The 8542-nt window shown below is 61.3% G+C and carries 8 protein-coding genes; 3 read left to right on the top strand and 5 right to left on the bottom strand.

Annotation, left to right across the window (positions count from 1 at the left end; translation table 11 throughout):
* The first annotated feature begins 54 nt into the window (after positions 1 to 54).
* Together AACS18_RS00810 and AACS18_RS00815 are read left to right on the top strand one after the other, a co-directional pair.
* The gene (locus AACS18_RS00810; protein ID WP_108613471.1) at positions 55 to 1098 is read left to right on the top strand and encodes an isopenicillin N synthase family dioxygenase; all 1044 of its coding nucleotides are present in this window, start codon (positions 55 to 57) and stop codon (positions 1096 to 1098) included.
* A 133-nt stretch (positions 1099 to 1231) separates the two neighbouring features.
* The gene (locus AACS18_RS00815) at positions 1232 to 2395 is read left to right on the top strand and encodes a trans-sulfuration enzyme family protein (RefSeq protein ID WP_042052882.1); all 1164 of its coding nucleotides are present in this window, start codon (positions 1232 to 1234) and stop codon (positions 2393 to 2395) included.
* A 110-nt stretch (positions 2396 to 2505) separates the two neighbouring features.
* On the opposite strand, the gene AACS18_RS00820 is transcribed toward AACS18_RS00815, so the two are convergent.
* The 3 genes from AACS18_RS00820 to AACS18_RS00830 all read right to left on the bottom strand — a co-directional run bounded on the left by AACS18_RS00820 (position 2506) and on the right by AACS18_RS00830 (position 5762).
* The gene (locus AACS18_RS00820) at positions 2506 to 4170 is read right to left on the bottom strand and encodes an AMP-binding protein (protein WP_005333638.1); all 1665 of its coding nucleotides are present in this window, start codon (positions 4168 to 4170) and stop codon (positions 2506 to 2508) included.
* 98 nt (positions 4171 to 4268) lie between these two features.
* Positions 4269 to 4547 (bottom strand): YfcL family protein, encoded by a 279-nt coding sequence (locus AACS18_RS00825; protein WP_005333639.1) that lies wholly within the window; start codon positions 4545 to 4547, stop codon positions 4269 to 4271.
* Positions 4548 to 4646: 99 nt separating this feature from the next.
* Positions 4647 to 5762 carry an ATP-NAD kinase family protein gene (locus AACS18_RS00830; RefSeq protein ID WP_108613472.1) on the bottom strand — a complete coding sequence of 372 codons (1116 nt, stop codon included), beginning with the start codon at positions 5760 to 5762 and terminating at the stop codon, positions 4647 to 4649.
* A 120-nt stretch (positions 5763 to 5882) separates the two neighbouring features.
* On the opposite strand from AACS18_RS00830, the gene AACS18_RS00835 reads away from it, so the two are divergent.
* The gene (locus tag AACS18_RS00835; RefSeq protein ID WP_033138446.1) at positions 5883 to 6620 is read left to right on the top strand and encodes a TerC family protein; all 738 of its coding nucleotides are present in this window, start codon (positions 5883 to 5885) and stop codon (positions 6618 to 6620) included.
* 96 nt (positions 6621 to 6716) lie between these two features.
* Here AACS18_RS00835 and AACS18_RS00840 read toward each other — a convergent pair whose 3' ends face one another.
* Positions 6717 to 7205, bottom strand: coding sequence for an OmpA family protein (locus AACS18_RS00840; protein ID WP_005333642.1), 489 nt, complete (start codon positions 7203 to 7205; stop codon positions 6717 to 6719).
* Between the two features lie 35 nt (positions 7206 to 7240).
* Positions 7241 to 8470 (bottom strand): diguanylate cyclase domain-containing protein, encoded by a 1230-nt coding sequence (locus AACS18_RS00845; protein WP_108613473.1) that lies wholly within the window; start codon positions 8468 to 8470, stop codon positions 7241 to 7243.
* Positions 8471 to 8542: the final 72 nt, after the last annotated feature.

Below are 8542 nucleotides of genomic sequence, written 5' to 3' on the forward strand. Positions count from 1 at the left end.
CAGAGGCAGCAGAAGAGATGGCGCTAGAGATAACGAAAGAGTGAGGAGGTGCACATGGAACATTCACCACTGCCGATCATCGATCTGGCTGCCCTCAACGGGGCACCCGACCTGCGTCGCCTTATGCTGGCCCGGCTGGCCGCGGCCGCCCGCGACGTCGGCTTTTTCTATCTGGTCGGCCACGGCTTGAGCAAGGTTGAGATGCTAGAGACTCTGGCGCTGGCAGAGCGCTTCTTTGCTCTGCCGGAGCAGGAGAAGCTGACGGCGCAGATGATCAACAGCCCCCACTTTCGCGGCTACAACCGGGTCGGTGCCGAGCTGACCCGCCAGCGGCCGGATCTGCGAGAGCAGTTCGATATCATGAATGAGGCGCAAGCCCTGCCTGCGGCGCAGATCCGTGAACCCTGGCAGCGGCTGATCGGCCCCAACCAGTGGCCGGCCGCCCTGCCAGAGATGAAAGCCCATCTGCTGGCGTGGCAGGAGCGGCTAAGCGATATCACTCTGACCCTGCTCGCCGCTTTTGCCGAGGTGCTGGAGCAACCGGCCAACGTGTTTGACGACAGTATTCGCGGCGCCCCCTACCAACACATGAAGCTGATTCACTACCCGGGGCAAGAGGCGGGTGGCAGCAGTCAGGGGGTCGGCGCCCACAAGGATCCTGGCTACCTGACGCTGGTGATGCAGGACAATCACTCGGGGCTTGAGGTCGAGACGGCCGACGGCTGGATCTCCGCGCCCCCCTTGCCGGGAGCGCTGGTGGTCAATATCGGCGAGCTGCTGGAGCTGGCCTCCAACGGCTATCTCAAGGCGACCCTGCATCGGGTGGTGAGCCCGCCGCCTGGCGTCTCGCGTCTCTCCTGCGCCTTCTTTATGGCGGCGCGGCTCGATGCCACCGTGCCACTGCTCAGCCTCTCCCCCGAGCTGGCAGCACAGGCGCAAGGGCCGGAGAGTGACCCGACCAATCCGCTCTTCTATCAGGTGGGGGAGAACGTGCTGAAAGGGCGGCTGCGCTCCCACCCGGATGTGGCGGCGCGGCACTATGGGCCGGTGGAACCAACTCGCCTCCCGCGCACTGAAAGCGAAGCGATAACGGCCTAAGCAGCGTAAAGATCCCTAGGCGGGTATATGCATAAGCTATAAGCCGCATGCACATACCCGCGCTGACAAAAACAACAAGCAACGAACAACAAAACAAGTCATGGCCAGAGCCTGGTCATCACGGAGCAACACGATGAAATTCAAGACCATGAGCGTACACAGCGGCCAGCGGATCGACCCACAGACCGGCGCCCTCACCACCCCGCTCTACCAGAGCAGCACCTTCAGCTACTTCAACGCCCAGGCGGGCAAGGAGCGCTTTGCAGGTCAAGCCCCCGGCTTTATCTACAGCCGCTTTGGCAACCCCACCACCGCCGAGCTGGAGCAGAAGCTGGCAGCCCTCGAAGGTGCCGATGAAGCGCTGGTGGTGGCGAGCGGCATGGCGGCGGTGAGCGCCATCATGTATGCGCTGGCCGACAGCGGCGATGAGGTGGCCTATATCGGCCCGCTCTACGGCGGCACCGATGCGTTCCTCAAGCAGACCTTCAGCCGCGCCGGCATCAAGGTCACCGCTTACGAGAGCGATCGGGATCTGCTGGCCAACATCCGCCCTGCTACCAAGGTGGTACTGTTCGAAACCCTGACCAACCCCACCCTCAAGGTGGTGGATCCGCGGTTGGTGGTGGAAGCGGCCCGCAAGGTGGGCGCCATCACAGTGTGTGACAACACCTTCCTCACCCCCTACCTGCTGCGTCCGCTGGAGCTCGGTGTCGACGTGGTGATGCACAGCGGTACCAAATATCTGGGTGGCCACGGCGACATCATCGCCGGGGTGGTAGCGGGATCTCACGCCCTGATGAAGTCGATCCGCACCGTGGCCCTCAAACATATCGGTTCTCCCATTGGCCCGCAGGAGGCTTACCTGCTGCAGCGTGGGGTCAAGACCCTGCCGCTACGGATGGATGCCCACCTGCACAATGCGCAGAAAGTGGCCGAGTTTCTGGCGGCCCACCCGGCGGTGAAGAAGGTGATCTACCCGGGCCTTGCCAACCATCCGGGTCACGATGCTCTCGGCGCCTTCGCCAGCGGCTTTGGCGGCATGGTGAGTATTGAGCTGGAAGGCGGGTTTGAACGCTGCGCCACCCTGCTCGATAACCTGCAACTGTTCGTGCAGGCGGTGAGTCTGGGGGATCTCGAGAGTCTCGCCTGCCATCCGGCCAGTACCACCCACGCCGCCATGGACGAGGCGAGCCGCCTCGCCGCCGGAGTCAATGACGACCTCATCCGCTTCAGCATCGGGGTGGAAGATGCCGACGATCTGATCGCCGATCTGGCCGCCGCGCTGGCGCAGATCTAACCGGGCGCGGTTTTTACTCCCCGACAAAACAGCGGCGAGTGAGATGCCTCAAACACAACAACGGCCCATCAAGAGCCGTTGTTGTTTGTTGCGCTATGGGAAGACGGAATTTACTCCTCCCACACCACCACTTGGGATGAGGGCCAGCGATCCCCGACCTGGGCGTACTTTTGCTCCAGCAGGTGACGCTTGATCTTCATGGTGGGGGTCAGCACGCCGTTCTCGATATTCCAGGGGGTTTTCACCACCAGAATGCCGCGGATCTTGGCGTGGGACTCCAGCTGATCGTTGACCCGAACCCGCGCCGCTTCCAGTCTGGCGTTGACCTCCTCCCGATTGCCCTTCATGGCGCTCTCGGCCAGCTGCACCAGCGCAATGGGCTGCGGCATGCCGTAACCAATCACGCAGAGCTGTTCGATGATGGGCTCCTGCCCCAGCAGCCCCTCTATGGGCACCGGCGCCACATACTTGCCCTTGGCGGTCTTGAACACATCCTTCATCCGGCCGGTGATGGTGAGATAACCCTCCTTGTCCAGCTTGCCCATGTCGCCAGTGTGCAGCCACCCCTCGGCATCGATGGCCTCGGCGCTGTGCTCGGGATCCTTGTAGTAACCCAGCATCATCCCTTCGCAGCGGCAGAGGATCTCCCCCTCGTCGGAGATCTTGATGGTCACCCCGATCCCCGCCTTGCCGACGGTGCCGATCTTGTCGGCGCGGAATGGGTAGTTGATGGTGGAGTAGGCGTGGTTCTCGGTCATGCCCCAGGCTTCGGTCACCTTGAGACCGATGCTCAGATACCACTCAAGCAGCGCAGGGGAGACAGGCGCTGAGCCGCAGCCGAGTACCCGGGCCTGATCCAGCCCAAGCCCCTTTTGCAGCTTGCGTTTGATAAGGCCGGAGATAAGCGGGATCTTGAGCAGCAACGCCAGTTTGTTCTGGGGCAGCTTCTCGTGGATCTTGATGCGGAACATGGCCCACAGCCGCGGCACCGAGATAAAGACGGTGGGACGGCAGCGTTTGACATCTTCGATAAAGGTGTCGAGGGATTCAGGGAACGCGATGGTAGCGCCGCCATAGAGGCTGCCGCCGTAGATGTAGACCCGCTCGGTAATGTGGGCCAGCGGCAGATAGGAGAAACCCCGATCGGCCTGGCTCAGGCTCACCGTCTCCACCAGCTTCTCGCAGGACCAGGCGTAACGCTCGACGCTCAGCATGGCCCCTTTCGGCTTGCCGGTACTGCCGGAGGTGTAGACCAGACTCAGCAGGGAGTCAGGGGCCTGCACCGGGCTGTCAGGGATCGGCTCATGCGCCTCCAGCAGATCGTCCCACTGGTGGCTGGCTGGCATGGTGTCATAGGGGAAGGCGATGCGCAGCAGATCGGCGGGCACCCCCGCCTCCTGACTCTTCCAGTCATCCAGCTTGCCGACGAAGATCGCTTTGGCCTCGCTGTGGCGCAGCACATATTCGATGGTGTCGACGTTGGCCGTCGGGTAGATGGGCACGCTCACATACTGCCCCATCTGCATCGCCAGATCGGCGATAAACCACTGGGCGCAGTTCTTGGAGAGCAGTGCCACCTTGTCACCGGCCACCAGACCGAGGTGACGCAAGGCCGTCACCATCCGCCGCGCTTCATCGGCCACTTCACCCCAGGTGAAATCGACATATTCGCGGTTGATGGTTTGACGCAGGTAGGTTCGATCAGGACACTGCCGCTCCCAGTGATAGAGCATCTCGAGCGGCAGTTTATTGGCAATGCGTGAGGAGGAGGCCATAGTTTAATCCCTGAAACAAAAGGCGAAACTTATTATTAACCTTTCACTAACTTCAGGGGAAGGATAAACTCAAACTTCAGTTTGAATTGTGTATCCGATCAAGCTTCTGCGTCTTGTTGCAAACGACTCCACATCGCCTGCACCAGTTTTTCATCCTCTTCAGATAGCTCACCTTGCAAGATCGCCTCGTTGAGGCTGCGCAGCACATAGCTCTTGACGTCCCGCACCAGGGTCTTGCCTTCCAGCTCGGCCCGGGCAACGGCCAATGAGATATGACCTCGCAGGTAACCCCCCGCAAACAGCTCATCGTCGGTCGCGGTGGCAACCATGCTGTCGATCAGTCCCAACAACTTGTGCTCAAAATCGTGAATCGTCATGTAACGCAGCCTCATTTGCGGCAAAAAATTCGGGGGTATGGAACCGCAATCCGGTTGATTGCAGCTCTCTGGCGCCAGGCCAGCAGCGTCCTTGGCGTCCTATTCCGGGTTGGCCACCGGGTAGATGACCTGATCCTTGTATCCCGTGGTTATTCGCAGATAACCACGCAACGCCCGGTTTAATTCGGGATCATCGGTGTCCACCAGCAGCGGCCTGCCCGCAAGGGCGGCAAGCTTGGCTTTGGTTGCCAGCACCTGGATATTGTCCAGCCCGACACACCGAATCACCTCAGGACTCAATTGCTGATTTCCGCGCCCGAACAGATGTCCCTGTCCGCCGATCAGGGTAATGATCAGTCGGCAGCGACGGCCGCGGATCCGGGTCAGGATCTCGGCAGCGCTGAGATCCTGCCCGATAAGTCGGCCATTTTCCACCAGATCCACACCGAGCAAAGTATTTTCCAGACCGAGCTCAGCCATACAGGCTGCCACCGTGCTGCCGGAGCCCATCAGATAGAGGGTGTCGGGCTCCATCTGCTCCACCACACCGGCGGCGAGATCCGCCAGCACCAGCTCTTCGGACTCCTTGCCCCCCTGCTTGACCGCCTGTACGTAACGCAGATCGCCGGGCACCTTCAGCTGGCCGTAGTGGCGGGCCCGCACCTTGCCCGCGCGAAACGCCTCCTCGTCGATGTCGCGCACCTCGGCATCGATCAGGCTGAGCAGTTCCCCTGCGATCATCCGCGCCACCACCCGCCCGCTGGCAGCGGGCGTCACCCCGTAGACGCCGGAGTGGATCTTGCACCCCGCCGGAATACCGAGCACATGGCAGGACTCCCCCACCGCGGCGCAGATATCCCGCGCCGTACCATCGCCACCGGCAAACAGCAGCAGATCGACACAGGCTTCGCGCATCAGCTCGGCAGCGTGGCGGGTGTCATCGGCCGAGGTACTCTCCCCGACCGGTTGATAGATGACCCGACAAGGCAATCCCAGAGATCGGGCTACCGTCTCCCCCATCTCTCCCGCCACCGTCAGCAGTTCGAACGGGACATTCAGCTCGCACAGTGGCAACAAAGCTTGCCGCGCCCGCTCCTGCGCTTTGGGCACAGCGCCACGGGCCAGCGCCTCGGCAACCACACCGTCACTGCCCTTGAGCCCCACTGCGCCGCCAATCCCAGCGACCGGATTAATAATGAATCCTAATCGAAACATGCCTGCCTCCCTTGCGATGGCCACCATTTTTATCTTTTCCCCCCTCTGGGACAAGCAGTGGCGCCCCTGCTAGAATGCGCTGCTTCAATTTTCCAACCAATTTTCAACCAAGGTTCAATCATGCTGGAATGGGTTCTTGATCCCTCTGCCTGGGTCGCACTCGCCACCCTTACCCTGCTCGAGATCGTGCTGGGCATCGACAACATCATCTTTATCTCCATCCTGGTCGGTCGCCTGCCGGAGGCGCAGCGTCAGAAGGCGCGTATTCTGGGTCTGGGGCTCGCCATGGGTACCCGGATCCTGCTGCTGCTCTCGCTGGCCTGGGTGATGCGCCTCACCGATCCGCTCTTCACCGTGCTGGGTGAAGCCATCTCCGGCCGTGATCTGATCCTGCTGCTGGGGGGCCTGTTCCTCATCGGCAAGAGTGCTCACGAGATCCACGTCACTCTGGAAGGGGCGGCCGAACCTGAGAGCGTCAGTGCGGCGGCCTCGGGCTTTATCAGTACCCTGATCCAGATCGCCATCCTCGATATCGTGTTCAGCCTCGACTCGGTGATCACCGCGGTCGGCATGGCCGACCATGTGCCGGTGATGGTGCTGGCCATCATGATCGCCGTCTTCATCATGATGTTTGCCGCCAAGGCAATCGGCGATTTCGTCGATGAGCATCCCACCATCAAGATGCTGGCCCTCTCCTTCCTCACCCTGGTGGGCTTCGCCCTGATGGCCGAAGGGATGGATCTGCACATTCCGAAGGGTTACATCTACTTCGCCATGGCCTTCTCGCTGGTGGTGGAGATGATCAACATCCGCCTGCGCAGCCATCACGACAATAACGGGCAAAATAGCGCGCAGTAACTCTGCCCCACATGCCCATGCGACCCCAGCTGTCGCGATCAAAGAGAGCGCCGGTCGGGCGCTCTTTTTTTATGGGTAACGAAACGATGAGAAGGGTTATTGATCGCTGATAACGATGGCAACCCGACGGTTGGCGGCCCGGCCCTCTCTGGTCTTGTTATCCGCCAGCGGCATGGTCTCGCCACGGCCATGGATCTCCAGATTGGCTGGCTTCATGCCGACCGAGACCAGCACATCGGCTACCGACTGGGCCCGCTTCAGGGAGAGTTGCTGGTTGTAGCTGCTCTCGCCGGTATTATCGGTGTGCCCATCAACCCGCGCCTTGTCCAACCCTACGCCAAGCAGTGTTTTACCCAGTTTTTCAACGGATTGGCGAGTCTGGGGATTGAGCGCCCCCACGTTGTTGGCAAACAGCACCCGGTTGGCCAGATCCAGCGTCCACCCCTCATCGGTCAGATAAAAGCCCTGCTCCTTGAGCACGGCGATTTGCTCCGGGGTCAACCCCTTGGGCGCGCTCTGACAACCGGCCAGCAGCGACAACATCAACCCCAGCAGGGTCACTTTCAACAGGTGGGTGATCTTCATGGTTTGCTCCTTGTTTATGTTGTTATTCTTGCCAGTCAGGCGATGGTTTGCTGTTCGCTGCGGCGCGCCCGTTTCGCCAGATACATGGCTGCATCGGCCTGATCACACAGCACGCTGGCACTCATACCCGCCTGATAGACGGCGAAGCCGACACTCACCTCGGCCACCAGCTGACGACCGTCACGCAGCGCCACCGGTTCGCTCATCGCCTGCTGGATGCGGCTAATCACCTCTTCCACCTCATGCTGTCGCTGGAGTGGGCCAACCAGCACCGCAAACTCGTCACCACCGAGGCGAAACACCAGATCATCCGGACGCAGCTGATGTTGCACCCGTCTTGAGAGCGCGATCAGCACATCGTCACCGGCGTTGTGCCCCAGCGTGTCATTAATTTGCTTAAAGCGATCGCAGTCGAGATAGAGCAGCGCAAACCCCTCTTGCTCGCCGAGGGAGATGGCCTGCGCGAGCCGCGCTTCAAACAGAGCGCGATTGGGCAGTCCGGTGAGGGCATCGTGAGTCGCCTGATGGAGCAGGCTGGCATTTTCGCGGGCCTGCTGGGCCTGCCAGGCTTGCAGCTCGTCCAGCAGGGAGTTGAAGTCATCCCCCAGCTCGTTAATCTCGACAATATCGGCCGGTGGCGCCCGCATCCCCAAGGTGCGCTGTCGGCGTACCGAGTGGGCGACAAGTGCCAGTTTGCGCAGCGGTGCGGTGATGGAGACCTGCATCCGGTCAGCCACATAGAGTGCCACCATGGCGCTCAGCATCAGACAAACCACCATCACCAGCAGCGCCGAGAGCAAAAACAGCAACAGATATTCACCGTGGCCGCGCAGCTCGATGGTGGCGATCTGCTCACCACCCCGCAGCATGGGGAGTTTGACAGGCCCCGGCATCAGCAGTTGGGCCAGATAGTCTTCGAGCGTCACCAGCGGGTTGCTTCTGGGGCGCTCCCAACTGGCGAGCAGCTGGCCATTGGTCAGCACGATAGTTGCTTGGGCCACCTCTTCCTTGGCAACGATGCCACTGAGCGCCTCGCTCGCCGCCTCCTCATCATGGAACACCACCGCCGCCTCGGCGCTGTAGCTGATGGCGCGAGCTACCAGCTCCAGATTGTGGTCGGCGTAAAAACGCACTACCAGCAGGGCCACCAGAGTAAAAAAGAGTCCCGCCACGCTGACGGCTGTGATGGCGGCCACCAGATGGGTTCGCCCCAGGCTCTGACGCAGGGTCAGACGGCGGGGAGCCGCGCTCACCTGTCGTCTCATGGGACCCCCTTGTCGGCATGGGCAAGCTTGAGCACAGCGGGATGCACCCGCACGCCGCTCAGGGCCAAGGCA

Origin of the sequence: Aeromonas sp. HMWF015, from assembly GCF_963878965.1 — a bacterium.
GTDB classification, from domain to species: Bacteria; Pseudomonadota; Gammaproteobacteria; order Enterobacterales; family Aeromonadaceae; genus Aeromonas; species Aeromonas veronii.

What these genes read in the sequence shown, in the direction of transcription:
- AACS18_RS00810 (WP_108613471.1), top strand. Translation starts at nt 55, where the DNA reads ATGGAACATTCACCACTGCCGATCATCGATCTGGCTGCCCTCAACGGG.
- AACS18_RS00815 (WP_042052882.1), top strand. Translation starts at nt 1,232, where the DNA reads ATGAAATTCAAGACCATGAGCGTACACAGCGGCCAGCGGATCGACCCA.
- AACS18_RS00820 (WP_005333638.1), bottom strand. Translation starts at nt 4,170, where the DNA reads ATGGCCTCCTCCTCACGCATTGCCAATAAACTGCCGCTCGAGATGCTC.
- AACS18_RS00825 (WP_005333639.1), bottom strand. Translation starts at nt 4,547, where the DNA reads ATGACGATTCACGATTTTGAGCACAAGTTGTTGGGACTGATCGACAGC.
- AACS18_RS00830 (WP_108613472.1), bottom strand. Translation starts at nt 5,762, where the DNA reads ATGTTTCGATTAGGATTCATTATTAATCCGGTCGCTGGGATTGGCGGC.
- AACS18_RS00835 (WP_033138446.1), top strand. Translation starts at nt 5,883, where the DNA reads ATGCTGGAATGGGTTCTTGATCCCTCTGCCTGGGTCGCACTCGCCACC.
- AACS18_RS00840 (WP_005333642.1), bottom strand. Translation starts at nt 7,205, where the DNA reads ATGAAGATCACCCACCTGTTGAAAGTGACCCTGCTGGGGTTGATGTTG.
- AACS18_RS00845 (WP_108613473.1), bottom strand. Translation starts at nt 8,470, where the DNA reads ATGAGACGACAGGTGAGCGCGGCTCCCCGCCGTCTGACCCTGCGTCAG.